The organism is Desulfobacula phenolica (assembly GCF_900105645.1).
Lineage (GTDB): Bacteria > Desulfobacterota > Desulfobacteria > Desulfobacterales > Desulfobacteraceae > Desulfobacula > Desulfobacula toluolica.
In genome coordinates this window covers 564,934-590,673 of the sequence record NZ_FNLL01000001.1, presented here as the reverse complement: position 1 = coordinate 590,673, position 25,740 = coordinate 564,934, and the positions used below count along the sequence as shown (strand labels likewise).

The window sequence follows — 25,740 nt, the reverse complement described above, 5'->3', positions numbered from 1 at the left end:
CCATCTCATTAAACGTGGAGATCGCTGATATTGGATACCTTGAATGTTTTTTTTGAACAAACCAGAGTCGGTTCCCTAAGCATTAATGACAGGAGGCAGTTTTCATTTCAATATTCTAAGAAATGGTTGACATCACCTGATGCGTTTCAAATATCAATTTCTTTGCCGATGCAGGAAGAAATTTTTCCACATAACAAAGTAAAATCATTTTTTTCCAATCTGTTACCTGAAGCTGCCGTTAGAATATTAATCGCGAAACAACTTGGAATTTCCGATAAAAATGATTTTATGCTTCTCAAACGTATTGGGGGAGAGTGTGCCGGGGCAATAACAATCCTACCTGATGCAGGAATACCTGAATCACCGGATCAATACACATATCGTCTTTTATCAGACGAACAATTGGCAGACCTGATAAAGGATATCCCCGCAAGACCTTTACTTGCAGGTCAGGAAGGTATCCGAATATCGCTTGCCGGGGCACAGGAAAAGCTGGCACTTTTCTACAATGATCCTTCATTTTATATCCCGGAAAATGGTGCGCCAAGTAACTTTATTTTAAAACCGAATATGGCGCATTTTCAGTTTTCCATTGAAAATGAATGCTTTTGTATGATGCTTGCCAACGCTGTTGGTTTGGCTGTCTCGCCTGTTATGATTGCTCGAAAACAAGATCAAAAGGTTCTGTTAATCAAAAGATATGACAGGATATTGGATAATAATATTCTCAAGCGTCTTCACCAGGAAGATTTTTGTCAGGCCATGGGGCTTTCACATGAACTGAAGTATCAGGCTGATGGTGGTCCTGGGCTTAAAGCATGCTTTGATCTCGTTCGATCATACTCTGCAAATCCGATTAAAGATTTTCAGCAGCTGATGCAATGGGTATTTTTTAATTATCTGATCGGGAATATGGATGGGCATGCAAAAAACTTGTCTTTTATATATCAGGCTAAACAAATTCGATTGGCACCTTTTTATGACATGTTGTGTACGGACATATATGATACCCTGTCACAAAAACTTGCTATGAAAATAGGTGGGGAGAACAGACCCGAATGGATAATGGAAAGACACTGGAAAGATTTTGCAGAGGAGATAAAAATAAGTCATCCGATTTTCAAGAAAAAATTATTGGATTTTTGTCTTAAAGTGACCAGTAAAATTGACAGTACATATGCGGACTTTATAAACAGATATCAGCAGAACAGCCTGTTAGAGGATATCACAGTTGTTATAAAGAAAAGATCGAATAGAACGCTTAAGCAATTCAATTCAACAAAAAAATAAACCGGGTATAACCGGTTTATTTTTGGTTTCCAGGCGGCTGCGACGCCTGGAATGCGTTGCTGACTTCGTCCAGCCCGGTCACCACACACCGATCAGTACCGCGTTAAGTGTAAACATTTTGAAGTAAAGTGTAGGTACAATGAATATTCGAAAATATGGTTCAGATCCATATAAATGCGTTGTAGTACATGGAGGTCCAGGTGCGCCAGGGAGTGCTTCATCACTTGCGCGTCAATTATCAACATATTGCGGCGTATTGGAACCATTTCAAACAGAAAAAACTGTTTTTGGGCAAGTAAATGAACTTTATAACCTGATTATTCATAATACTCGGAATCAAGTCTCCTTGTTTGGTCATTCTTGGGGTGCATGGATTGTTTTTTTGTTAGCATATAAACATCCTGAAATCATAAAGAAAGTCTTCTTAATTGGATCAGGGGTATTCGATATTTCTTATCTTCCCGAATTAGAAAGACGAAGATTAAGAGCAATGAATGAAAATGAGCAGATGGAATACAAACGGATCATATCATTATTATCTGAAGAGAATGAAAATAATAATAAAAACCTTAAACGTTTGGGTGAGATAGCGGAAAAAGCAGATAATTTCTGTGTTGAAATGAAGGTAGACAATATTGAAGAATTAGTAAATATAGATGGAAATCAATATCAAAAGGTCTGGCAAGAGGCATCAGAAATGAGAAAAAACGGATATTTTATTGAAATAGCCAAAAATATAGATTGTCCTGTTCGAATAATACATGGGAATAACGATACAACTCCAATTGAGGGAGTGGTTGATCCAATAAAAGATAATATTAAAGACATCAAATGGTACGAAATACAAAAATGTGGTCACTCCCCCTGGAAAGAAAAATATGGGAAGGACGATTTTTTTAAAATTGTAAAAAATGAGCTCAATACATAAAAATAACTCCGGGTAGTTTTTCCATTGCCAGTCTTACTTTTTGCATTGAAGGATAAATATAGATTTCTGTTTTTGATTGAGTGACCCGCCACTCAGTGGCAAAGGAGTGCCGAAGCACATGGGGAGTGATCCTTTCTGTGATACCCGCTTTTTTGCAATACTGGTGCAGCTTTCTTTGAACCCGGTCGGTTGATATGGCAGTTCCTTTTTCAATTGGGAAGATAGGATCTTTTTTAAACTTTAATGTCTTGGGATGGGCCAGATATGCCACAAGGTTATCGTACAATTTATACACCACAAATAAGGCCCGCTGTTTCTTGTTTTTTCCTTTTTCCCTTAAAAGACCGATTTTAGACCCATGCCCAGGTTCAAAAGATCCAATGACAAGCCGGGTAAGTTCACTGACCCTCAAACCAAGCGCCCACAGTAAAGATAGAATAAAGTCATTGCGGCTTTCCATTCTTTTTGGGAGAAAAGTTAAAAATTTCTGTTTGGGAGGTTCTCTATGCTTTTACTACAATTTTTACACCTTACAAATCCTTATTTTTTGCTAACCGCAGGGTTTGGGGGTTATACAGTAGAAAAAATGATCGGAAGAGCAATGAAAAAGAAATTTATAGTTGGCACAGTAAGCCTAATATTATTAACGGGGTGTACGGGGAGTATGCCAGATCTGGGGATAAATAATGGAGAGTTGACGCCGTGCCCGAAAACACCAAACTGTGTAAACAGTCAGGCGATTAGTGAAAAAAATTATATCCGGCCAATCCGTTACGCAGGAACACAACAGGAGGCGCGAGCCCGTCTCTTGCAGATATTAGAGTCTGAAAAGCGAACAAAGATTCTGACAGCCAAGAAGAATTATATTCGAGCAGAGTTCAAGTCGGCTTTGTTTCGATTTGTTGATGATGTGGAGTTTTATTTCCCCAAAAAACAAACCGGCGAGGTGATCATTCATATCCGATCCGCTTCCCGCATCGGATATTCTGATCTTGGCGCCAACAGAAAACGAATCGAGCGGATTCGAAGTAAATTTTAAGATCGGGGGAAAAATGATATTGATTCTTAACATTCTCTGGTTCATCTTTGGCGGCGGTTTTTTAGCTTGGCTGCTTTGGGTCCTTCTGGGCGGACTTCTTTTTATTACCGTGATTGGGATTCCTTTTGGCTATGCTGCATTCAGAATTGCCGGATTTGCGGCATTCCCGTTCGGCAAAGAGCTGGTGGATGCACGGCTTATAGATGAAAAAAGGATTGTCGGTACCTCACTTGCCAACTTCTTGTGGATTATTCTGGCCGGGATCTGGCTTGCCGTTTCCCATATCATTGCCGGAATAAGCCTTTGCCTTACCATTATCGGCATCCCCTTTGGATTTGCACACTTCAGGCTGGCCGGAGTCTGCTTTGCACCCTTAGGCAAAAAAGCTGTTCCCAGATAGCTGATTTCAGGAGGTATCCACACATAGTTCCAACAAACCAAATGAAGATTTCTGGCTTAACCCGTCAAGAGCTGAACTTACTATCAGAAAAGTATCAGGACAGACCTACTGAATATTATTTTTAACAAATATTCTCATAGGAATCATTTTTTTTGCAATATATGCGGAACAGATAGCAGGGGTAAATTTTTTTGCTCTTTTCTTTCCCATGTTGATGCTTTTTTATTTAGCTTGTGTCGGTTTTTCTTTGGTCTGGATCAACAGGATGTTTAAGACCCTGCCTGATACCTAAAAACGTTCAAGTGATAACCCAAGGCATTTAAAATTTAAAAACCATTGTTATTAAAGGCTTTCATCTATTGTGAAATATGAACTCCCAGAAATATGATGAGATTTGATATTTCTGAATTCTATATGGACAAGCAGTATTCAAAAGCCTATGAACAGGTCTTTGAATTCTATCGACAAGAAAAAGCAAGTATTTGTTATAACAAAATGCTGAATTCAAATGGACAGATGGACAGACAAGACTGAATTTGTGATGATCAGAAATGAAATCAAAATCATGACATACTCGACTTAATATAAAAATGATAACGGAAGGTGCTTACCACAGCCCCTCCAAAACACGAGAAAGGAGGTGAATACCAGTCTGAAACTTTTCATAATCCCCGTACTTGAGGATAGGCAATATATCAAAAATAAATTATAATAAACAGAAAGGAATTGAGTAAAAAATGAACAAAAAAATATCAATTATTATTCTATCCTTAATGTTGATAGTAGGATTTTCAGCATTAAGTTTTGCAGCCAAAGTACCCGCGCCTGCAAAAGGTGGAGAAGGATTCTCAGCCGTAAGCCTGGAACAAGCAAAGAAACTTCATGCAAACGGTGCAACAGTAGTTGCATGCCACAGTCATACAACTGATTTTATGAAGGGTCATCCTTCCGGAACAATTCACATCACTTGTCTGGTTCCAAAAGATCACAAACGCACGGACATGCCCTTGGATAAAGTTGATTTTGATCTGGCGCAACTGCCAAAGGACAAAAACACAGCAATTATAACCTATTGCGCCTCCAGCAATTGATGGAAATCATATCACGCTGCCAGGTTGGCAGTTGAAAATGGTTACAAAAATGTATACTGGATGAGAGATGGTATTAATGGTTGGAAAAAAGCAGGATTCCCTATTGTGGGAGATCAAAAGCTCCTTGAAGATCTTATTTCCTTAAACAAGACTGATTTTGCCCAATTGGTCATTGCCGAAAAAGAAGCAAAAAAGCTGAAAAACTGCACATTTGTCGATTTTCGGGATAAAGCAAAATTTAATAAACATCATGTCAAGGATGCAAACCATGTTGATTACAGTGACATGTTCTCCAAACCCATGATGGAAGAACTGAACAAAAGCAACAGCCTTGTAATTATTCACGATGTCCCTGAAGTCGCAGGTGTCATTGCAGCAACGCTGAAACTTATGGCTTACCCTGATATATATATCCTCCAATAAATGCCACGGGCAGACCTGGCCATTTTTTATAACAATCTGGTCACCTTGGTTTGCCCGCGACAAAACATGAAAGTATTGGTTTAAATTTTTTAAAACTTTCATATAAAAAAAACAGGGATATTAATAAGTCGTTCTCAAAGTACGGGGATTATGATCATATCAACTTAATAGTCAGAACAGAAGCTGCATAAGACTATTACAATTTCCCAAAAAAATTATCCAACGGAAAGAATTCAGCAGACACAAAAAACCCACAATTAAAACAAAATCGCAAACAGGAGTTTTCAATGACAAAAGTAGCTATTATACGATGTGAAAAAAACCTGGACAGATGTCCTTTGACCAATTGTTTCAAATGCCTGGCAGAAAAAAAGGAGGGATTTTCAATTTACGATGATTGCACCCTGACAGGTGTTTTTAACTGCCAGTGCCCGGGTGATGTCTCGGTCAATTTATCCAAAATACTCAAATCCAAAGGAACTGAAGTTATTCACTTTTGCACCTGCACTTTTGCCAAAAAGACAGATGAGGGGTGGGTTGACAAAAACGGCGGATTTTGTGAAACTATCGATAACCTTATTGAACAGGTACATAACAAAACAGGCATTCACTGCGTGAAAGGCACGGCCCACCTTCCCAAAGATTATTCAATAAAGACATGGGGGGAGGTGTCTGCTTAAAAGCAATAACAACAAGGAATAACAATGGGGATCTTGAAATTTTCCGTACCGGAAATTTTTTTTGGGCGGGGCAGCTTGAAATATACAGGTATGTGCGCCATGCGTCTTGGTGCGGAAAAAATATTTTTTGTCTCTGATCCTGGACTGGAAAAATCAGGATGGGTTGACCATGTTTTTAAAATTATCGACAAAGAAAGCCTCAAATGGGTTTACTATTCCGACATATCCTCCAACCCCCGGGACTGGCAGATAGAAAAAGGCGCTCTTTTATATAAAAAGCACGGCTGTGACGTGGTCATTGCCCTGGGTGGCGGAAGCCCCATGGATGCTGCCAAGGGCATCGCACTTGTTGCAAGCAACGGTGGCCGTGTCAATGATTACGAAGGGGCAAACCGCATAAAACACCCTCTTGCTCCAATGATTTTCATTCCTTCCACCGCCAGCAGCGGATCTGACATCTCACAATTTACCATTATCACGGACATGGAACGGCAGGTTAAAATGTCGATAATCAGCCGGACCCTGGTGCCAAATATTTCCATTATCGATCCCATGCTTCTGACCACAAAATCCCGGGAACTGATCATTGCCGCTGCTGTGGATGCACTCTCCCATGCAATTGAGGCCCACGTCTCAAAGATTGCCTCACCCATGACGGAAGTCCACTCGCTTAAAGCCATTGAGCTTATTATCAAATATCTTCCCCTGGCCCTGGAAAGCCGTTCCCTTGATCACCTGGAACAACTGAGCATGGCAGGGACATCCGCAGCCATAGCATTCAGCAATGCAAGCCTGGGACTTGACCATGCCCTTGCCCATACCCTTGGCGGCATGCTGGATACGGTACACGGTACGATCCACCCCATACTGCTTCCCCAGGTCATGCGGTATAATCTTTGTGAATGTACGGATAAAATCGCCCAGATCGGCAAGGTAGTGCTGGGCAAATCCCTGGCATCACCCGAAGCAACCGCCCTGGCAGGTATTGAAAAACTTGAAGCTTATTTCCAAAGCCTTAAAGTGTCCACACGATTGCGTGATATTGTGCCGGACCGCTCAACATTACCCCAGATCTGCAAAATGGCCACCTATGATTCATGTCTTTTGAGCAACCCGAGAACGGCAACGGTTGAAGATATGATGCAAATCTGCAATGGAGTATGGTAATGACTACGCCCACAACCCTTGAGGATATCGTCGGTCTTGAATATACCAAACTGGGATTTTTCGGAGAGGTTAAAAACAAAGTGGCTGAACTCCAGGCAGCCAACCTCAAACTTGAGAGAAAACAGCGAAAACTCCAGGCTATTTTAGACGGCATCTCCGATGTCATGGCAATCATGTCATCTAATTTCACTATCATCTCCGTAAATGGTCTGTTCTCTGAAATTTTCAAATGTGAAAATCCGGAAGGACAATTGTGCTATGAAATCTTAAAAAACCGAAAAACTCCCTGTCCGGAATGTCCCATCATGACTGCCAAGAAGACCGGCAAGGTTTGCCGTCAACTGCTTGTTTATCCGATAAAAAACAAAAAACATCAATTTGAAGTTTCCGTATCTCCCATGGAGGACTCCAACAAAAAAATATTTCGGTTCCTTTTTCTCATGCGGGATGTGACCCGTGAAAAAGAGTTTCAGGAAAAATATTATTATTCAAAAAAAATGGCCACTGTGGGAGTCCTTGCAGCAGGGGTTGCCCATGAAATAAACAACCCGTTGACCTCCATCAGCGGATTTTCAGAAGGACTCAAGCGCCGGCTGCCAAAACTTGCGCGCTGCATGGAAGATGACCCGGAAAGTCAGGAACTTATGGAGGATTTTAATGAATATATTGGAACCATTATTAACGAGTGCAACCGGTGCCGAGATATCGTAAAAAACCTGCTGACATTCAGCCCCAGAAAGAGAATAGATTTTACCCCGGTGAATTTAAAACACCTGGTCACAGATGTTCTCAAACTGTTGTGCTACAGATTGAAGCAAAATCATTTGCTGAAAATAGAACTTAAATTTGACAACGGCATTCCAATGGTTCGGGGCAATGCTGCCGAACTCAAACAGGTGCTGCTCAACATCATATGCAATGCCATTGACGCCGTTGAAAACGAGGGAAGACTTCAGATTTACACGGCAACGGAAAGCCGTTGGGTAACCCTTTCGGTCAAAGACAACGGCTGCGGCATTGCACAGGAAAACATGGACAGGCTGTTTGATCCCTTTTTCACCACAAAACCTGTGGACAAGGGAACCGGCATAGGACTGTCCACCTGTTATAATATTATCAAGCAGCATAAAGGGGAGATCTCCGTAACCAGCAAAGAATCAATGGGAAGCATTTTTAAAATCAAATTTCCTAACCCGGAATATGTGAAAAATGACTGACCAAATCAGCACAATGAATATTCTTGTGGTAGACGATGAAAAATCCATTCGAAGACTGCTGGAAAAAGAATTAACCTCTTCGCGCCGCAGCATAACAACAGCCGGTAATGCAAAAGAAGCACTTTTAGCTGTCAAAAAAAAGGTGTTTGACATCATCATTCTGGATATAATGCTGCCAGATGCCAACGGCATTGAGTTGATGGCCGGATTTCAGGAACAGGTGCTGGCGGTTCAGATCATTTTAATTACCGGGTATGGCGATGTTGACGATGCTGTTGAAGCCATGAAAACCGGTGCCTGCGACTATATCACCAAACCCTTTGACCTGGAACGACTGGAGCAGGTTGTTGAAAAGGCCTATCAGCGGGGACTTCTTCGCAAAAAAGAGATTTTAAAACAACAGGGCCGCCAGGAAAAAATACAATACCCGGAACATATCGTGGGCCATTCCAGTTCAATGGAAGAGGTTCGCTTCCTCATTGGCAAGGTGGCACCAACAAGTGTTCCCGTACTGATAACCGGTGAAAGCGGCACAGGTAAAAATGTCGCGGCAAGGCAGTTGCACGGCCTTAGCCTGCGCAGTGCCAGCCCCCTGATCACAAAAAACTGTGCCACATTGCAGGAAGAATTGATCCGAAGCGAATTGTTCGGGTATTGCAAAGGCGCCTTTACAGGAGCCGAAGAATCCAGGACTGGCCTGCTGGGACTTGCTGACAAGGGAACCTTGTTCCTGGACGAAATCGGAGAACTCTCCGTGGGGGTGCAGGCTTCCCTGCTGCGGGTCATGGAAAATCAGACATTTCGACCCGTGGGGGATAAGAACGAAATAAAGGTGGATATCCGGTTTATCTTTGCAACCAACCGGGACCTTAAAAAATCGGTGGCAAAGGGAACATTCAGCGAGGCTCTTTTTCACAGGCTCAACGTGTTCACCATAAAAATCCTGCCGCTGCGCAAACGAAAAGAGGAAATCCCCGTACTGGTGGAATATTTTCTGGGCCAAATGAGTCACGGCACAGCCCCCTGCAAGGTTGCTAAAAATGCCATGCAGCACCTCATGGCTTATGACTGGCCCGGCAATGTACGGGAACTTCATAATGTCATAGAGCGGGGAATTATTCTTTCCGACAACAATATTATCACCGAACGCAGCCTGCCCCTTGAACTGCTTGAGACCATGGATGATATGAATACATATGCCACAGAACAGTTTCCCAGCCTGAAAGATTTGGAAAAAAACCACATCATGAAAGTTCTCAAGCATGTGGATGGAAACAGATCCAAAGCAGCGGAAATACTTGGTATTAGCAGAAAAACCCTGTATCGCAAATTATTGGATGATATTGAACAATAAAATTCAAACCCGGTCAAACCGAATCAAAAACACAGGGGGATAAGAAAATCTCCATCCCCCCGGAACCAACTTCAATCATAGAATCAGTTTCATGACCTGATATATGATCCGGTCTATGATTTGATTTATCCTACGGTAAATGTTTTGGCATCCTGAAGCTCATCTTCGGTAAAAGTCCATTTTGTGTTATGGGGTGGAAAAGTTTGGTTGAACATCTCAGGAAGCTGATCATCCTTTTTGGTGAATCCCGCCATGAGATTGAACTCATTTTCATTCTCCAGGATGGATATCCCCAGTTTAACCACATCATCCGGTGTCAGGGCCAGGCCATATTGTGCATTGAGCATGTCAACAATCAATTGAACGCCGTCTTCGCTGTCCAGGACGGCAAATGCAACAAACAGGCAAAGGCCTGCGGCATCAATTGCTGCAGTCGCAATCTGGAGGTTTTTAGACAATTCCACCTGATCGTCATTTTTCAAAGGATCAATGGAACCGCCAACCCCCAGGATATTGGCTGTGACACCATAACCGGCTGTGTGGTCCGCCCCCATGGGTGTTGTTGCATAGGTGACGCCAACCCCTTTTACAGATCTTGGATCATAGGCCGGCAATGCCTGGCGCTTGACTGCGGGAATTCTGTCCACACCCAGGGCGTCACCGGTAAAAGCCGCACCGTTTCCAAGTATTTTGCCGGTAGCTGTTCCAAGGGCCACCTCTTTAATCAATTCGATACAGGCCTTGCCGTCACCCCACTCAAGCAACCCGCCTTCCATGGCCACTCCCAGGGCCACTCCCGTATCAATGGTGTCCAGGCCGTAATCATCACACAGTCTGTCCATCAGGGCAATATCATCAAGATCCCTGACCATGGTATGGGCGCCAAAGGCCCAAAGGGTCTCATATTCAAAGCCCGAGGTCAGATAGTTGCCGTCCTTATCGTTGTAAGCCTGGGAACATTTGATAACACAGCCCGGATGACACCCTTCTGCAACAACACCCTGCCGTGCTTCAATGTTTTCAACCATTTTTTCACCACTGATATCCGCTGCATGTTCAAACCGGCCTGTCCTGAAATTCTTTGTGGGTAAGGCACCTGCCTCGTTGATAAGATTAACCAGTACGGCGGTTCCAAGACCCGGCAGGCCCTGGCCGGTTACGGGATGATTCTTGAGCAGGTCAACCCATTTTTTATTGGCTGCCTTAAACGCTTCAGGATCTGCCTGGACAATTCTGTCGCATCCCTTGTCATCAACAATAATGGCCTTGATCTTTTTAGACCCCATTACCGCACCAAGCCCTCCCCTTCCCATGGCTCGACCAGGTCTTCCCTTGGGATCGGCCTGCTGAATGCTGGCGGCCTTTAAACGCTGCTCGCCTGCCTGGCCAATAGTCATAAGCCCGGTTTTTTTCCCGTACCGATCCCAGAGTTTCTCCATTACTTCATAGTTTCCCATGCCCGCATACTCATCAGCAGCAAGGATTTCAACACAATCTTTTTTTATCACGATCATTGAAAAAGTGTCATCATCAGGCTTGTCTTCCAGAACAAGAGCTGAAATACCAAGCCTTGCGAGTTTTTGTGAAACAAGTCCGCCTGAATTACTCTCTTTGATGCCATTGGTCAGGGGTGATTTTGACCCCACGGAAAGACGTCCTGAATTGGCGGCCGGTGTTCCGGTTAAAAGTCCGGGTGCAAAAACAAGTTTATTTGAACGGCCCAAGGGGTGACAGGTTGCAGGCACTTCATCCAGAACCATCTTAGAGGTCAAAGCTCTTCCCCCCAGACCGGCAAAAGAATCAGGAATGTCCTGAAAAACTGTTGTTTTGTCTTTGGTATTTATTCTAAGTATTTTACCCATAATCTTTACCTCTACTGTTCAATTATAACGCAGCCGTGTAAATACCCACAACATCATCCAGGGTAGGACGTCTTGGGTTGGTTGCTCCGCAGGCATCTTTTTGTGCATTTTCAGCCATGATCATAAGGTCTTCTTTTTTTACCCCAAGCTCTGTCAGATTTGCAGGGATACCCACATCTGCGGAAAGCGTCTTAATCGCGATCAATGCTTTTTCTGCTGCATCCCGGACGGACAGTCCCGCGATATTTTCGCCCAGAGCAACGGCGATATCGGCATATCGCTGGAGGTTAGCGATAAGGTTGAATCTTGAAACATGGGGAAGCAGTATTGCATTGCAGACACCATGGGGAAGATCATAAAAACCGCCCAACTGATGTGCCATTGCATGGACATGACCCAGGCTTGCATTGTTAAACGCCATACCTGCCAGATATTCAGCATAGGCCATTTTATCCCTGGCAGCCAGGTCATCGCCGTTGGCAACGGCCTGTCTTAAATTTTGTGCAATAAGCTCAATGGCCTTTATGGCACAGGCATCAGTGATTGGGGTGGCAATTGTTGAAACATAGGCTTCAACCGAATGAGTCAAGGCATCCATACCTGTTGCAGCTGTCAATGAGGAAGGCATCCCCATCATGAGAAGGGGGTCGTTAATGGCAATGTTGGGGGTTACGCGCCAGTCGACAATGGCCATCTTAACTTTTCTGCCGGTATCGGTGATAATGCAGAAACGGGTCATCTCGCTTGCGGTTCCTGCCGTGGTATTGACGGCAATAAAAGGCGGCATTGCCTTTGTGGACTGATCTACACCCTCATAATCGTGTATGGTGCCGCCATTTGTAGCAACCAGGCCAATTCCTTTTCCGCAGTCATGGGCACTTCCGCCACCCAGGGTGATGATCATGTCACACCCGCTCTTTTTGTAGAGGGCAAGACCCTCCTCAACATTTTTGTCTGTTGGATTTGGAATGGTTTCATCATATACAACAGTATCTGAATCCATCTCTTTTTTAATCATGTCACAAATCTGCTGGGTAAGCCCGGCAGCGGTAATGCCTTTATCCGCCACAAGAAAAGGTTTACTCACTCCAAGGCTTTTCATCTGGGCACAAATCTCTTTGTGCGATCCAACACCCATGAGTGTGACTGTAGGAATAAAAAATCCGTAAACTGCTTCTCCGTTTGCCATGTTACGCTCCTTAACTTAAGTTTATTTGTCAACTAAAAAAAAACACTTGTTCAAACTTCATCGAGATTAATAGCAATATCAGGGCCATGGTATTTTTATTGGATATAAATTTATTTATTCGTTTTTATTTTTTTTTGGATAACAGCTTGAAATAAAAAGGCAATAATTTGAATAAAAAATTTAAAACTATTACCTTCAGCAGAAAAATTGGCCGGACTTCTTTCGAATTTCACGGCTGATTAGAGGGTCAATGTGACCCATTGCCGACATCGTGTTGAGTCAAGGAGAAACACTGTCATTAGCAGGAGCGTCTGTTACAGAATACTGGAACATCAGGCCGTGTTTTTAATCGATAATAGTTTTGGAACACCATGTCACAGGGCTGAATCGGCCAAGCATGTCAAGATATTCCTGATTGTCTATTAATTTATGACCGTTCCCGGTAAATATATTGAATTCCTCAGAACCAGGGAAAGTATAATATCTTTTTTTCGACTCATCCTGTGGAAAAGTTTCAATTTTTTTTTGAATTTCATACTTTGCTAAAAATTGTTTAAAAAGATCAATGCCAAGGGGATATAATTGGCACATATGCCATAAAACAGATTTGGAATAATCAACCGGCATGGTTTTAATATCAACTATCGGACCAGTATCAATTCCTTCGTCCACAACCCGGTGCAAGGTACAGCCGACAGTAGCCTCTCCATTTAACATGGCCCTGAATGGAGCATATACGCCCCGGTATTCAGGTAAAGATCCCGGGTGTACATTGTATATACCGAAGCCGGGAATATCGATAATATTCTTCTTGAAGATAAAATCATTGCGAACGGATAAAATCATATCCGGATTAATGTTCCGGATATAATTTTCCCAGGCTTTGGAATTAATATCATCGGAAACCACAACAGGAATATGATATTTCTTTTTGATCTGATTAAAAGTAAGATATTCCGAAAAATATTCTTCTTTGTCATTTTTCTCAAGCAACGGAAATATCTGATGAACAAGCAAATCTCTTTCATAAAATATAAAATCGGCTGATTCCTTTACTTCTCTTTCTGCTGCTGTAAATTTATCACTGAGAATCACCGTGTAATCATGTGATTCAATATGTTTCAACAAATAGTTAAGAGCTATGCATCCTTCAAGATCACGCTTGATACAAATGATGATTTTCATAAAAAATTAAAATCAAAACGATAATCCGTCCTGATTTTTTTCCTGTTATATTCATTTTTAATAAAAATTTTTAACATATCATACACTGTACAGGATTGATATTTCTCTTTGTAAGCTCCGATAACTCCCCTTAAAGCCGGATCACAATTGTTCTCCAAAAAATAGATTTGTTTTGCCGGTGTAACAATAAAATCCATCCGTGACAAATTTCTGCAATCAACGTCTTTAAAAAGTTTTCGGGCAAAATCCGTTATCGATCCAATTTTTTCTTTAACATACACATCATGTCCGTCTGTTGCTGCCTTATATTTGTCCTGAGTATTTAAAAAATCATTTTCCGTAAAGAATTGTTTTACGGCCAGAATATCAACCTCACCATTTTTTTCCATGCAATAACAACCATATTCATCCCCCTGAATATATTCTTGTATAATGGCCCGGCGATCATACTCAAAAATATTTTTAACCAGCTCTTTGATATCATCCTGATTCTTGTTGTTGCATTCAAACATCTTTACATAAATACTAGAACCCAGCGAATTGGGCTTTACAACAATTTTTCTGTCAGCAAATCCGGCAAAACATGAGTCCAGTTCTTCAACAGAAGAGATATAAGCCGTATCCGGAATTTTAATATCGGAATAATTAGCAGCAACGAACCGATCCATATGAAATTTGCTCTTGCATATATGAAAACTTAACGGCGTTCCAAACGTGCCTTTAATACCATAGTTTTCAGCAATGCTTACAAATCGTCCATCCGTGCCGACAGGGCCGTCACACATCAGGTAAACAAATTCATTGTTTTCCCTGATCAGGGAAAAGGCATCAACAATGTCACACGAAGCAGTCCTGCCGGGGTCAAAATAGAATGATGCAGGTTTTTTTAAATCAACCTGCGACACCAGCACTCTGCCGTCTTGCAGTATATAGTAAGTGCTTGACACCTCAATTTCTTCATCAACTATAGATGACTGGATATCCATATAAAAATTTTTAAAACTGAAAATACTGGCATCATGCTCTGTAGACTGGCCGCCAAATACAACGGCTATTTTTTCAGGATAGTTTATTTTTAATTCCATTTTAATTTCCATTTAGCATAAACAATTCAATTTTCATTTTGCAACTTAAATATTTCTTACGTTTCAACTTCTTTTTTTGAAACAAATACAAACAACAGGGTAAGGACGATATAAATTAAACCTATCATTGAAAGACCTTTTTCAATTTCTCCAGAAGCAAGTATAACGCTCAGCACAAGAGGACCCAGTAAACACCCTATTCTATCTATTGCTCTATACAAACTCATTGCCTGCCCGGCTCCGATTTCAGTGACGATGTTTTGCTGCAAAGCATAGACGGTTCTTGCAGAGTGACCAATGGCTGCGGCAAAACTTAAGATAAAAATAACAAAAATAATTGCCCAAACCCCTTTAAAAAACAAAAAGCACAACATCCCTGATCCACCGATTAGCCCACTGATAATAATATAAATCCGCTTATCCTTAGTCTTATCCATAAGCGGACCAAGCAAAGGAGAAATATAAATCATAAAAACCCCGTTTATCATTAAAATTCTTGCAATATTGGCCTGGGATGTCCCCATCCTGTCAAGGTAAATAGGGCTGATATAATAAAGGATGCCGATTAATGTAACAGCTGCGGGAAGACTTAACAGTACCAGCAGGGAAATGATGTTTCTATTGGTCACAAACCTGAATATCAGCTTTAAATTAGTTTTATATGACCTTGGTTTATTATTCTCCCGTATTTTTTCAGGATAATAATACGTCTTTTGCATAAATAAAATTGTGTAACCTATTGTGATCAGAGTAAAAAAAGCGGCCATGAAAAACACATTTTGAAATCCAAGCCTTTCTGCCAGCATCCCTCCCACTGCGCCTCCACAAATACTTCCTGAATACATGCCTGCGCTCATTGTGGCAAACCCGGTTGTACGATTTTCTTCCCCTGTATTAGTGTATACAAACCCCATGTAAGACATGAACACAAGGCCGTAACCAAAGCCGTATACAGCCCGTGACAAAACATACAGTTCAATCGAAGGTGAAATACCTGAAATAACCTGGGCTGATCCAGCCAGGAGTATTCCCCAGAAGTGGCTTTGCTGCCAGCCTTTTCTATCTATCCAGTATCCACCGACAAGAAAGGCAACAGTGGTAAAAAGCATGGAAATGGAAATGGGCATTCCCATGACATATGCTTTGGACAATCCAAAAATGGGAGCATATAAATCCTCAGCATACAGGGTAATGAATGATATCGGCAAATCTATTCCAAAACAGAAAAGAAACGCATCAGGTCTGATTAAAGAGTAAAGTTTTGATTTTTGTGTCATTACTGTTGAAATCCTGATTTCATTATCAAATAAAGATAAACATAAAAAAAAGCAGTTCTGTAATAAAAACTAATGAAATTAAAAGAACAGTAACACTGTCCATAATAATTTCAAATATTTTCTTTTGTATGGCAGACTTTGAAATCTGTATCTGTATATGCCCGCTGATCAATTCTTTAGATTTAAGAGTTCCTTGTAAAATCTGTTTTGATTCCATGTTATTTTTAATGGGGAAATCCTCATGTTTATCATATGCTGAACAGAGAAGTTGCATATCCTTATTTAAAACATTAATATTATCTATGTATGGAGTTGAATCGGCAATGGATTTGAGCCTTTCATCAATTTTATTCAGTTTGCAGATATTGATCCCGGCCGTTAAAAATTTTTCAATTTCTGTTGTTAACTGGTTTTGGATACCGAGAGTTTTCAAATGAATAATACCTACATATTTTTCATGAAAGTAAGTTATACTATAATAAGAATAAATCATCTGCCCTAAGCATAGAAACAAAAACAACAAGCAATACAAGCGTTTCCTCTGAAATCTCCCGGTACTGAAATCAAAAAGCCAGACCATGCTTGAAAAAAGCAGAACAGATACAACCAATGTGGTTTTTGCAAGCTTTTTTAAATTCCACTGTATTATTAAATTAAGTGGTTGTTTAACAAGTGATTCTTTAAAAGTAACATTGATCATCCCGGTAATTTCTTTTTTTTTATCCCGGATTTCAAGGAAAATATAATACATGCCATCATGCAATTTTTTTTCAGGATTATACTTACATAGGGTTTCTTTCCCTTGTAAATAATCAGGAATTAAATTTGACGGGATAACGGTATGAACTTTAGCCGAATCAAGGCTGTATAAGATTTCTCCACCGGGACGTGCAATGGATATGTCCGTAATATTTGAATTTTCCTCTTTAAATTGTTCCAATAACATATTTATCCCGTAAAATTCATGCAATTGTTTTCCAAATTTAATGGACAGTTCAATGGTTCTCTTGAGATTAACAGCAGCATCCCTGTATATGGAAAGCACTGAATCCGTATACATCTTTTCAAAAGATGAAATACTTAAAATACCATTAAACGTATTTGCAACAATTAAAATACCTATTGCTATTACAAAAAACTTCCAGTTGTTTTTAAGGATGTTAAAATAGTTATTCATCTGTCTGCTGTTTAAAAACAATACAGGTAAACGGGGAAATAAAACTTTGAAGCATGCTCATGTAATTCATTTTAAATTCTATAAAGTCACCTGGTTTCAAGTCTTCCCGGCTATCTGTAAAATCAATGACCGTATAATTGCTGTTAATACAGACAATATCCAAACCGGCATTTACCGGCGTCAATCCTGCAGGATATGTGTCGGCAATGCCAAAATTCATTACGGCTCTCTTCCTTATTCCCGTATGCTTGAACTCAGGGTTGTATCCAAAGGCATTTTTACCAAGATTTTCAGGCAAATCAATTCTTTTTTCACTTGTTTCCAGCACATCACTTCTGAATATCAAAACATCGTCATACAAATTTTCATGTTTTTTATCAATGGTCGGGATATTGCCAAGAAAAATAGATTCGCCCAGCCTGACTTGATTGATTTTCTCCGGCAAAGGATTGGTCTTAAGATACTCCAGCATGACGGAACCGCCGACTGAAACGGTTTTAACCGGCAAGCTCAATTGCGTTTCAATCCGGGTTGCCAATTCCTGTAAAATATCAACATTCAAATGAGTTGGAATAATACCGGCACAGCACCCCAGATTGGTTCCGATTCCGGAAAAAACAAGCCGTAATTTTTTTATTTCATGTATCCGTTTTACCGTATCAACAACATTTTCAGGCAGGACACCTTCACGCAAATCACCTGTATCAACCATCAGGATAATATTGTGGGTTTTGTTCCGGGCAATCGCCACTTCATTCATCTTCTTGAGAACAGACAATTCAGAATTAAAACTGGTGCCAAAATACTGAATCATATCACCTAGTTCATGAAGGGATGGCAAAGATATAAAAACAGGCTTTTTTTGAAATACATTGTCGTAGTTTTTATTAACCGGCAGATTGGAGAATCCGATATTCTCAACCCCATTTGATATCAGTTCATGAAGGATAACGGAATCCAACCCCGGCCCCTTTAATATGCCTGTAATTTCAAGGCCCAGGCGATTACAATATTGAACTAAAAATTGTATATTATGTCTTAATTTTTTTATATCTATTGTTAGCTGGCTCATAATTTTATTGCTATATCACAAAAAAAGTAAAAATTAATTGTTTTTACATAATATTGCGACGGCAAACTTTACTTTTTCTCAGCGTTCAAACCTTGTGAATCGGATAATATTGTGTTAGGAAACAGTCAATATTTTTCTTTTCTTTGTAACTATCTTGTATAACAGATATTTACAGGACAACGAATTTCAAAATTTTATTCGGTTCAGGAGGTATGTATCATGAAAGCATTAAATCTCAATTCCAAATTTATTTTATTTGCATTGTTAATTTCTGTTATTCCACTGGGATTTAGTTTGTTTCTATCAATTATGAACAATCAAAAAATGAGTTCCCTGTCAGTAGAAGAGTCAATGAAACTTGGGGATGCCGACATGACCCATATCGTTGAAAATGTTAATTCAATGTGCCTTGCACAAAATGGACTTGCCCAGGAAGTTATCAGCAATGCTCTAAAAACATCCCGTAATATTTTAGAATCAACCGGCAAGGTTACCCTTTCTATGGATGAAAAAGTAACCTGGAATGCTGTAAATCAATTCACAAAAACCTCAACCAGTATTGATCTTCCTAAAATGCTGGTTGGCGGACAATGGCTGAAAAAAAACCAGGACATGAACTCACCCTCAATCATTGTCGATAAAACAAGGGATCTGAGTGTTGAAACATGCACTATCTTCCAGAGGATGAACGAGAAGGGAGATATGCTAAGAGTTTGTACCAATGTGCAAAAGCTGGATGGAAAAAGAGCCATAGGAACTTTTATCCCGGCTGTAAACCCGAATGGTTCACCCAACGCAGTCGTATCAACCGTATTAAAGGGAAATACATTTAAGGGTCGGGCATTTGTCGTAAATGCCTGGTACATGACAGCTTATGAACCCATTTATGATGATTCAAACAATGTCGTTGGAATATTGTATGTCGGCATCAAGCAAAAGACCCTTGAAAAAAGCCTGGTTGATGAAATTGTTAAAATCAAAGTAGGTCAAACCGGCCATGTTTATGTTCTCAATTCTAAAGGAGAATATATTGTTTCAAAAAATAACGAACAAAATGGACAAAACATCCTGGACACAAAGGATGGCGCAGGCAACTTTTTTATCCAGGATATTATTGAAAAAGCCCATGGTCTTGATGCAGGTAATACTGGCTCTCACAAATACTTTTTAAACAGAAATGAAAAACTGCCCCAGACTAAAATTGTAAAAATCAAATATTTCAAAGACTGGGACTGGATTATTGGCGTTGAAGCCTACGAAGAAGATTTTCTGGTGGTAAAAGATAAGATCATTAAATTGGGAAGACACTCAAACTATTTGTTTGTTATTGCTTCCGCCATTATTCTTGCAGCGGTAATGCTGGCTTCTTTTTTCTTTGCCAGAAGAATTACAAAACCGATTATGCTGACCACGGAAGGCCTGTATAGAGGAACTGATCAAACCTATCTGTCATCAACTCAGGTGTCGGATTCAAGTCAATCCCTTGCTGAAGGCTCATCAAGACAGGCTGCCTCAATCGAAGAAACATCCGCGTCAATGGAAGAGATATCATCCATGACAAAACAAAATTCTGCAAATGCCTCTCAAGCCGATAATTTGATGATGGATGCAAACAAAGTAATAAATACAGCCACTGAATCAATGGAACAGGTTATAGCGTCCATGGATGATATTTCAAAAGCCAGTGAAGAAACCTCAAAAATAATAAAAACCATTGATGAGATCGCCTTTCAGACAAACCTTCTTGCCTTGAATGCCGCTGTGGAAGCTGCCCGGGCAGGTGAAGCAGGCGCCGGGTTTGCGGTTGTGGCCGATGAAGTCAGGAATCTTGCCATGAGGGCGGCTGATGCGGCTAAAAATACGGCGGAAATGATCGAAGGAACGGTTAAAAAAATCAACGCCGGTTCCATGCTTGTTTCTGCCACCAACAAGGCATTCAGCAAAGTTGCGGAAAGCTCGACCAAGGTCGGTCAACTTGTGTCTGAAATATCAAAAGCTTCCAAAGAGCAGTCAAATGGCATTGAACAGGTGACCAGTGCTTTTGAAGATATGGATAGAGTGATTCAGCAGAATGCAGTCGATACTGAAGAATCGGCCTCTGCGGCAGAAATAATGACCACCCAGACAGAACAGCTTCGTGAACATGTGGGAGATCTTGTCCTGCTAGTATCAGGAAAAAAAGATCAAGGAACCGCACTGGATAACTACAGAGCAATAAAAACAATTTCTTCAAGGCCCGGCTCTTCCAAAAGAAAAAAAATTCTCCCCCGACGCCCTGAAAAAATCCGGGCGGTTAATTACCTCCCCGTTGACACTGATGAAGATTTTTAAGACGTTTACACAATTTTGAGCAAACTGCCACGGCCCAAGATCAAAAGTTATCCGGGTTGACCGGTTGAATCCATGGGCTGTTTGGCAAAAAATTTCACATAAGGCGCAATATCAAATTAAAATGTTCCATCGGCTCAGTTTGCCTATAAACGGTTTGGCCACAGCCCATTATTTCCAAATTTCAGATAGCAGTTACAGATCTTTCTTGTGGGCTATTTATTTATGATATTGCGCCTAAAATCAATTTAATGAATTCTTTACATTTCCATCCAGCACCTCGCGAACAGACATGGCAAATTCTTTTTTACCGACCGGCTTCACCAGAATCTTGTCTATGCCCATGGAAGAAACCGAACGGGTGCTGATCTTCTCACTAAACCCAGTACATAAGATAATCGGTATATCAGGTCGAATTTTTTTTAATTCAATTGCCAGCCTGTCTCCAGTAATATTTGGCATGGTCAGATCGGTAATAACTATGTCATAATTTTCCGGGGCCGCGCGAAAAGCCTCTAAAGCATCGGTACTGCTGTTACGGGATGCGACTGAATAGCCAAGGCGTTCCAATATCAGGCGGAGAAGTGACGTAATGGCCTGTTCATCATCAATCAGTAAAATGCGCTCATTCCCTACTTGATCCGGCTCAGGCTTTATCTTTGGACCGGAATTAATTTCCGATATGATCCTGGGAAAATATATGGTAACTTCTGTTCCTTTTCCAGGTTCGCTTTTGACCAGAATTTCACCTTTATGGCTTTTGACAATACCGTGAACAACAGCAAGCCCAAGCCCGGTTCCCTTATTTTTATCCTTGGTTGTAAAATACGGTTCAAAAATTTTTTCCATGGTTAACGCATCCATTCCCATACCCGTATCCGAAATGGTCAAACTGATATAAACTCCTTGTTTGAATTTTGGATCAGGAGAATTTTCAGACGTTATTTCAACCTCATTCACCTCAATAGTCAAGACGCCTCCTGTATTTTCCATTGAATGAAAAGAGTTTGTGACCAGGTTCATAAGGATCTGATGAATTTTAATGGGATCTCCCATTATTGCACCACAACCTGCAGGCATAATTTGATTGATTTCAATAGTTGAAGGCAGGGAGGATCTGGAAAGTTTTATGATTTCTTTTACAATGGGCTGGATTTGCAGGGGTATTATTTGATGGCCATGCTGGCGGCTGAACGTCAAGATTTGCTTGATCAATTCTTTTGCACGGAAACAACCCTTTAAAATTTCATCCAGAAATTCTCTGCCCTGATCCTCTTCTTTGGTATCTTCAATCAGCATTTCAGCCAGACCCATTATAGGAAATAAAATATTATTAAAGTCATGTGCAATCCCCCCGGCCAGGGTGCCGATGGCTTCCATTTTCTGGGACTGTTGAAGCCGGGCTTGTATTTGTTCAATTTCAGTGGTATCCCTCAATACACTAAGCATGGAGACTGATCCGTCGCCATTTTCAATAGGGGTAGAAGAGACCTGAAAGAAACAGCCATCTTTTGGGCTGACAAAATCAAATTCACGGGGATTCCCTTTTATGACGCTTTCATAATCACACCACGGACATTGTTGGTCAAACCCATGAAACGATTTAAAACAAATTTCTCCTGTGGCATCATGACCGATTCTTTTGAACATGACCGGATTCATATATTCAACGATAAAATCCTGGCCGCAGATATACATTGGTTCTTTCATGGATTCCATTATTGCACGAAATTTTTTTTCATTTTCCTTTAGTTTCTTCTCCGCAATCTTTCGCCGGGTCACATCCCTGTAAACTACCACAACCTCTTTTGAGTTCAGTCTGTAAACGTAATTTTTTCTCCATCCGACAATTTTTTTATCCATATAAATTTTAATATCGTGATGTTCAGGCTTTCCTGAGGCCAGTACGTTTTGCAAAACATCAAACAACCCCGAACTCTTGGCATAGGGGAAAACTTCGAGAATTCTTTTGCCCTGGATCTCCTGCTTTTTGATATTTCCAATCAGCTCAACTGCATGATTCACATCTGTTATGACAAAATCGTTATTATTGTTAACGCAACAGCATACCAAAACACCGCTGTCCATATGATCGACAAGTTTTTTATATTTTATTTCACTGTTTTTTTTCTCTTTTTCTTTTTTAATAAGATTGTCACTTAATATGGCGGTTACCGCACCGATAATCAGAAACATCATTGCTCTTAAAATATCATCAACATTAAATTCAAATATTCCTCTATTAACAACAAAATGACTATGCAACATCAAAAAAAGCGACAAAAAACACGCCAGATAAAATCCTTTTTTCTGCCACCATAATGAGGCAATAATAATGGGAATATAGTACAGATGGGTAAACACTATATGGGTATTATAAAATGTATGCAAATAATAGGTAATAACAAACAGAGCAATCGTAAATACCGATACCAGCCAGATTTTTTGTTTTTCCGTTGTTTTGAGCCTTATTTCTAAAATTGAATTTTGAGTATATTCCATTTTGTTATTAATCCCCATCAAGAAAAATGCTGATTTATCAACAATGCGTCGCGTCTAAAAATCTTTAAATTCATCCTCTTCAAAAGGGATAAGCTGTTCAGGTTTAACTTCATTTTTCAAAGAAAGCATGGCACGCTTTTTAACTGCAAATTCCTTTTCAGGGGCAAAAGATATGTTATGATTATTTTGAAATCCCCTTCCTGATATTCCTTTTGTTTTACCGGTAACAAGCTTGACAAGATCTTCAACATAATCCTTGAGCTGTTCTGCCTGGGCATTCATTTCTTCGGATGCAGAAGCCGACTCTTCGGCATTTGCCGCATTTTGCTGGACCACCTTGTCCATTTCACTTATGGCAATATTAACCTGCTCTATACCATTGGCCTGTTCATCTGATGCGCCTGAGATTTCCGCAATAAGATCTCCGACCTTGACCGAGCTTTCCGCCACTCTGGCAAAGGCCTCATTGGTGCTTGACACAAGCTTTGAACCTTCACTCACTTTTTTGACAGTTCCTTCAATAAGTTCAGCTGTATTTTTTGCGGCTTTGGCAGACCTCATGGCAAGGTTTCTGACTTCATCGGCCACAACAGCAAACCCGGCACCTGCCTCACCTGCCCTGGCTGCTTCCACAGCAGCGTTCAAGGCAAGCAGATTTGTCTGAAACGCAATTTCATCTATGGTTTTTATGATTTTAGAAGTTTCTTCGCTGGCTCTGGAAATATCTTCCATGGAACGGGTGAGCTGATCCATGGATTCATTGGCTGTTTTTACGACTTTATTTGAGTCTTTCATCAGGGTATCTGCATGGATTGAATTTTCAGCATTCTGTTTTGTTATAGAAGACATCTCTTCCATTGAAGCGGATGTTTCTTCAATGGATGCCGCCTGCTGAGACGAGCCTCCTGCAAGAGACTGACTGGCAGAAGACACTTGGCCGGCAGCAGAGGCCACCTGACCTGCGCCCTCGCTCAACCCTTTAATAATGAAATTAACCGGACCGGTAATGCTTCTGGTAATCAAAAATGCAAATAATGCACTCAGTAAAGCCGCAATAGTGGCACCGAGAACTATAATTTTATTGGCAATTGAAATCTGATTTTCCATTTTTATTTTTTGATCAGCTCTTGCCTCCATACACAATTTATTGGCAGCCCTTGCGGCTACAACCATTTCAGCATCTATATTTTTTTGTTCTTTCATTATTTGTGCAAAAGTCTTAAAGGCTTTATCATATGCCTGTATTGCAGCAATAACAGCATTGATCTGTTCTATATTTTTATTGTTTTCAAACCGTGACTTCAAATCATTTGACAATTCAAATATCTTTACCAGGTTTTTATCAACACTATCCTTCCATTTGCTTTCTCCTGCAGATATGATGAACTCTTTCTCGTTTTTACGGCTATCCATAAACAAGTTGATCATTCGGCTGGCATCATCTGCCTTCTCAAGCCTGTCATCAATGACGTCATCACCTTCACCATTTTTTCTTGCTGCCGCAAGCTGCTGTTTTTGATCCGCCCGGATGGCCTCAGTCTGTGCCAAAGCCTCCCTTGCCATGGACCTCATTTCTTCCATAGCCATAGCCTTTTGCCGATCTGATTTTTCATATTTTTCAAATGCAGCTGAATACATATTGACCTTTTCAATCACCTGGTCCATTTGATCTTTGTTGATTTGACGATTAAACTTGCCTTTTGTTTCCATAGCCTGCTCAACAAGCTTTTCAACATTTCCTTCAACTTTGTTTATATAAGTTTCTCCACCACGAATAATATAATTTTTTTCATGCCGCCGGGCTTCCAAAATCGTTTTAACGATACTATTCATATCATCTGCTTTTTCCACCCTGTCAACAACTCCGGAGAGACTTTTAAAACCGATAAAGGCAACTATGCAAAGGAACATAAGCACAATGGCAAATCCAAACGCTATTTTTATCCCTAAACTCAAATTTTTCATTATGACACTCCTATTTTATATACTGATTTGCTGCTTAATATCATTTTTAATATGGTCCAGTAATAATTTCAGATTTGCTGCTTCAATCGGCTTTACCATGTAGTATAAAATACCTTGTTCCCTGACTTTTTGTTCCAATTCGCGGCTGCTTTGCCCGGTCATGGTAACAATACCTATATCAGGATTCATGCGTTTAAATTTCGGGATCAAATCAAAGGCCATGTAATCGGGAAGAATTATATCCAAAAGGATAAGATCAAAATTTTTTTTTGAAAACAGTTCAAGAGCATCTTTGCCGGTTGCTGCTGAATTTGTTCTGTATCCCCAACCGGATAATCTTTTTGTAATATAGTTTGTAACCTGAGGGTCATCCTCAACAATTAAAATTATCATAAAATCCTCCTTTATGTTTTAAAACACAGCAAAACCAATGCCAACAGGATATAAAATCGAATAACCACTTGAAAACAAAACAATAATATTATTTTTTGAGTACATACGATTGAAAT

22 protein-coding genes are annotated in these 25,740 nt (G+C 40.4%); 11 read left to right on the top strand and 11 right to left on the bottom strand.

The features are described 5' to 3' along the window. Positions 1-30: 30 nt before the first annotated feature. Positions 31-1,290, top strand: coding sequence for a type II toxin-antitoxin system HipA family toxin (locus tag BLT94_RS02490; RefSeq protein ID WP_092230063.1), 1,260 nt, complete (start codon positions 31-33; stop codon positions 1,288-1,290). A 139-nt stretch (positions 1,291-1,429) separates the two neighbouring features. After that, positions 1,430-2,218, top strand: coding sequence for an alpha/beta fold hydrolase (locus BLT94_RS02485; protein ID WP_092230061.1), 789 nt, complete (start codon positions 1,430-1,432; stop codon positions 2,216-2,218). Here the strand turns inward: BLT94_RS02485 and BLT94_RS02480 are convergent. Beyond that, on the bottom strand, positions 2,208-2,630 hold the full coding sequence (locus BLT94_RS02480; RefSeq protein ID WP_407641545.1) for a tyrosine-type recombinase/integrase: 423 nt from the start codon (positions 2,628-2,630) through the stop codon (positions 2,208-2,210). The two genes, BLT94_RS02485 and BLT94_RS02480, sit on opposite strands and share 11 nt — an antisense overlap. A gap of 93 nt (positions 2,631-2,723) precedes the next feature. Here BLT94_RS02480 and BLT94_RS02470 point away from each other — a divergent pair, with 93 nt between their 5' ends. The 8 genes from BLT94_RS02470 to BLT94_RS02435 all read left to right on the top strand — a co-directional run bounded on the left by BLT94_RS02470 (position 2,724) and on the right by BLT94_RS02435 (position 9,589). After that, positions 2,724-3,257 (top strand): DUF1499 domain-containing protein, encoded by a 534-nt coding sequence (locus BLT94_RS02470; protein WP_245742914.1) that lies wholly within the window; start codon positions 2,724-2,726, stop codon positions 3,255-3,257. Positions 3,258-3,270: 13 nt separating this feature from the next. Further along, complete coding sequence (locus BLT94_RS02465) at positions 3,271-3,657, top strand: YccF domain-containing protein (protein ID WP_092230057.1); 387 nt, start codon at positions 3,271-3,273, stop codon at positions 3,655-3,657. Between the two features lie 737 nt (positions 3,658-4,394). Further along, on the top strand, positions 4,395-4,748 hold the full coding sequence (locus BLT94_RS02460; RefSeq protein ID WP_092230056.1) for a rhodanese-like domain-containing protein: 354 nt from the start codon (positions 4,395-4,397) through the stop codon (positions 4,746-4,748). A gap of 105 nt (positions 4,749-4,853) precedes the next feature. Then, complete coding sequence (locus BLT94_RS02455; protein ID WP_175530249.1) at positions 4,854-5,171, top strand: rhodanese-like domain-containing protein; 318 nt, start codon at positions 4,854-4,856, stop codon at positions 5,169-5,171. 287 nt (positions 5,172-5,458) lie between these two features. Then, complete coding sequence (locus tag BLT94_RS02450; RefSeq protein WP_014958178.1) at positions 5,459-5,851, top strand: CGGC domain-containing protein; 393 nt, start codon at positions 5,459-5,461, stop codon at positions 5,849-5,851. A gap of 24 nt (positions 5,852-5,875) precedes the next feature. Further along, a complete protein-coding gene (locus BLT94_RS02445; RefSeq protein ID WP_092230053.1) occupies positions 5,876-7,018 on the top strand; it encodes an iron-containing alcohol dehydrogenase in 1,143 nt (380 codons plus the stop codon). Then, a complete protein-coding gene (locus BLT94_RS02440) occupies positions 7,018-8,235 on the top strand; it encodes a two-component system sensor histidine kinase NtrB (RefSeq protein ID WP_092230051.1) in 1,218 nt (405 codons plus the stop codon). The genes BLT94_RS02445 and BLT94_RS02440 overlap by 1 nt, the downstream gene beginning before the upstream one ends. Continuing rightward, positions 8,228-9,589 (top strand): sigma-54-dependent transcriptional regulator, encoded by a 1,362-nt coding sequence (locus BLT94_RS02435; protein ID WP_175530248.1) that lies wholly within the window; start codon positions 8,228-8,230, stop codon positions 9,587-9,589. Before BLT94_RS02440 ends, BLT94_RS02435 begins: the two co-directional genes overlap by 8 nt. A 125-nt stretch (positions 9,590-9,714) precedes the next feature. Here the strand turns inward: BLT94_RS02435 and BLT94_RS02430 are convergent, their stop codons facing one another. The 7 genes from BLT94_RS02430 to BLT94_RS02400 form a co-directional block, all read right to left on the bottom strand. Further along, a complete protein-coding gene (locus BLT94_RS02430) occupies positions 9,715-11,451 on the bottom strand; it encodes an aldehyde ferredoxin oxidoreductase family protein (RefSeq protein ID WP_092230050.1) in 1,737 nt (578 codons plus the stop codon). A gap of 22 nt (positions 11,452-11,473) precedes the next feature. After that, on the bottom strand, positions 11,474-12,640 hold the full coding sequence (locus BLT94_RS02425) for an iron-containing alcohol dehydrogenase (protein ID WP_092230048.1): 1,167 nt from the start codon (positions 12,638-12,640) through the stop codon (positions 11,474-11,476). 345 nt (positions 12,641-12,985) lie between these two features. Further along, entirely contained in the window at positions 12,986-13,825 is an 840-nt protein-coding gene (locus BLT94_RS02420) for a formyl transferase (protein ID WP_014958184.1), read from the bottom strand. Next, positions 13,822-14,910, bottom strand: a complete 1,089-nt coding sequence (locus tag BLT94_RS02415) for an ATP-grasp domain-containing protein (protein WP_175530247.1) — start codon at positions 14,908-14,910, stop codon at positions 13,822-13,824. Before BLT94_RS02415 ends, BLT94_RS02420 begins: the two co-directional genes overlap by 4 nt. Before the next feature lie 56 nt (positions 14,911-14,966). After that, entirely contained in the window at positions 14,967-16,187 is a 1,221-nt protein-coding gene (locus BLT94_RS02410; RefSeq protein WP_092230045.1) for an MFS transporter, read from the bottom strand. Positions 16,188-16,212: 25 nt separating this feature from the next. Next, the gene (locus tag BLT94_RS02405; protein WP_092230043.1) at positions 16,213-17,364 is read right to left on the bottom strand and encodes a hypothetical protein; all 1,152 of its coding nucleotides are present in this window, start codon (positions 17,362-17,364) and stop codon (positions 16,213-16,215) included. Beyond that, on the bottom strand, positions 17,357-18,436 hold the full coding sequence (locus tag BLT94_RS02400) for an alanine racemase (RefSeq protein WP_092230041.1): 1,080 nt from the start codon (positions 18,434-18,436) through the stop codon (positions 17,357-17,359). The genes BLT94_RS02405 and BLT94_RS02400 overlap by 8 nt, the downstream gene beginning before the upstream one ends. Before the next feature lie 219 nt (positions 18,437-18,655). Here BLT94_RS02400 and BLT94_RS02395 point away from each other — a divergent pair, with 219 nt between their 5' ends. Further along, positions 18,656-20,767 (top strand): methyl-accepting chemotaxis protein, encoded by a 2,112-nt coding sequence (locus tag BLT94_RS02395; RefSeq protein ID WP_092230039.1) that lies wholly within the window; start codon positions 18,656-18,658, stop codon positions 20,765-20,767. A gap of 240 nt (positions 20,768-21,007) precedes the next feature. On the opposite strand, the gene BLT94_RS02390 is transcribed toward BLT94_RS02395, so the two are convergent. Genes BLT94_RS02390 through BLT94_RS02380 form a run of 3 tightly spaced genes read right to left on the bottom strand, consistent with a single transcriptional unit; the run spans position 21,008 to position 25,624 of the window. Beyond that, entirely contained in the window at positions 21,008-23,266 is a 2,259-nt protein-coding gene (locus BLT94_RS02390; protein WP_175530246.1) for a PAS domain-containing hybrid sensor histidine kinase/response regulator, read from the bottom strand. A 54-nt stretch (positions 23,267-23,320) separates the two neighbouring features. Further along, positions 23,321-25,231 carry a methyl-accepting chemotaxis protein gene (locus BLT94_RS02385; protein WP_092230032.1) on the bottom strand — a complete coding sequence of 637 codons (1,911 nt, stop codon included), beginning with the start codon at positions 25,229-25,231 and terminating at the stop codon, positions 23,321-23,323. A 15-nt stretch (positions 25,232-25,246) separates the two neighbouring features. Then, positions 25,247-25,624 carry a response regulator gene (locus BLT94_RS02380; protein ID WP_092230029.1) on the bottom strand — a complete coding sequence of 126 codons (378 nt, stop codon included), beginning with the start codon at positions 25,622-25,624 and terminating at the stop codon, positions 25,247-25,249. Positions 25,625-25,740: the final 116 nt, after the last annotated feature.

What these genes read in the sequence shown, in the direction of transcription:
- BLT94_RS02460 (WP_092230056.1), top strand. Translation starts at nt 4,395, where the DNA reads ATGAACAAAAAAATATCAATTATTATTCTATCCTTAATGTTGATAGTA.
- BLT94_RS02380 (WP_092230029.1), bottom strand. Translation starts at nt 25,624, where the DNA reads ATGATAATTTTAATTGTTGAGGATGACCCTCAGGTTACAAACTATATT.
- BLT94_RS02410 (WP_092230045.1), bottom strand. Translation starts at nt 16,187, where the DNA reads ATGACACAAAAATCAAAACTTTACTCTTTAATCAGACCTGATGCGTTT.
- BLT94_RS02440 (WP_092230051.1), top strand. Translation starts at nt 7,018, where the DNA reads ATGACTACGCCCACAACCCTTGAGGATATCGTCGGTCTTGAATATACC.
- BLT94_RS02435 (WP_175530248.1), top strand. Translation starts at nt 8,228, where the DNA reads ATGACTGACCAAATCAGCACAATGAATATTCTTGTGGTAGACGATGAA.
- BLT94_RS02395 (WP_092230039.1), top strand. Translation starts at nt 18,656, where the DNA reads ATGAAAGCATTAAATCTCAATTCCAAATTTATTTTATTTGCATTGTTA.
- BLT94_RS02390 (WP_175530246.1), bottom strand. Translation starts at nt 23,266, where the DNA reads ATGGAATATACTCAAAATTCAATTTTAGAAATAAGGCTCAAAACAACG.
- BLT94_RS02470 (WP_245742914.1), top strand. Translation starts at nt 2,724, where the DNA reads ATGCTTTTACTACAATTTTTACACCTTACAAATCCTTATTTTTTGCTA.
- BLT94_RS02450 (WP_014958178.1), top strand. Translation starts at nt 5,459, where the DNA reads ATGACAAAAGTAGCTATTATACGATGTGAAAAAAACCTGGACAGATGT.
- BLT94_RS02485 (WP_092230061.1), top strand. Translation starts at nt 1,430, where the DNA reads ATGAATATTCGAAAATATGGTTCAGATCCATATAAATGCGTTGTAGTA.
- BLT94_RS02425 (WP_092230048.1), bottom strand. Translation starts at nt 12,640, where the DNA reads ATGGCAAACGGAGAAGCAGTTTACGGATTTTTTATTCCTACAGTCACA.
- BLT94_RS02445 (WP_092230053.1), top strand. Translation starts at nt 5,876, where the DNA reads ATGGGGATCTTGAAATTTTCCGTACCGGAAATTTTTTTTGGGCGGGGC.
- BLT94_RS02385 (WP_092230032.1), bottom strand. Translation starts at nt 25,231, where the DNA reads ATGAAAAATTTGAGTTTAGGGATAAAAATAGCGTTTGGATTTGCCATT.
- BLT94_RS02405 (WP_092230043.1), bottom strand. Translation starts at nt 17,364, where the DNA reads ATGAATAACTATTTTAACATCCTTAAAAACAACTGGAAGTTTTTTGTA.
- BLT94_RS02415 (WP_175530247.1), bottom strand. Translation starts at nt 14,910, where the DNA reads ATGGAATTAAAAATAAACTATCCTGAAAAAATAGCCGTTGTATTTGGC.
- BLT94_RS02400 (WP_092230041.1), bottom strand. Translation starts at nt 18,436, where the DNA reads ATGAGCCAGCTAACAATAGATATAAAAAAATTAAGACATAATATACAA.
- BLT94_RS02465 (WP_092230057.1), top strand. Translation starts at nt 3,271, where the DNA reads ATGATATTGATTCTTAACATTCTCTGGTTCATCTTTGGCGGCGGTTTT.
- BLT94_RS02420 (WP_014958184.1), bottom strand. Translation starts at nt 13,825, where the DNA reads ATGAAAATCATCATTTGTATCAAGCGTGATCTTGAAGGATGCATAGCT.
- BLT94_RS02430 (WP_092230050.1), bottom strand. Translation starts at nt 11,451, where the DNA reads ATGGGTAAAATACTTAGAATAAATACCAAAGACAAAACAACAGTTTTT.